Source organism: Bacillus cereus group sp. BfR-BA-01441 (assembly GCF_022663075.1).
Lineage (GTDB): Bacteria > Bacillota > Bacilli > Bacillales > Bacillaceae_G > Bacillus_A > Bacillus_A cereus.
This window is the reverse complement of record NZ_JAKUEU010000297.1, coordinates 1-329: the sequence shown is the minus strand read 5'-3', so window position 1 is coordinate 329 and position 329 is coordinate 1. Positions and strand designations below refer to the sequence as shown.

Sequence of the window (329 nt, the reverse complement as noted above, 5' to 3'; positions counted from 1 at the left end):
CACTTTTAACAGTAGGATATTCTTCAGTAGCGAGTGCAGATACTGGAACAGTAACAAAGGAAGAAGCGCAAGTGCAACAAGATAAAGCTAAAAAAGAAGAAGCAATTAAGGCTGAGAAAAAAAGTGAAGAAGAGAAAAAGAGAATAGCGCAAGAACAGTTAAAAAACGATATGGCAAAAAAAGAAGCAGCGATAAAAGCCGAGCAAAAGAATGAAGTAGCTAAAAAAGAAGTAGCAAAGCCAGTTGTACAAGGTGAAAAATTACCAAATACAGCATCAAATAATGTAGTAATGATGGGATTAAGTGCATGTCTTGTAGCGGTAGGTACA

Annotated in this window: 1 protein-coding gene; it reads left to right on the top strand. The window is 36.2% G+C overall.

Going from position 1 to position 329, the window contains the following annotated elements:
- Positions 1 to 329: cell surface protein (locus tag MR107_RS30580; protein ID WP_242293198.1), on the top strand; the 329-nt coding region annotated here is incomplete at both ends.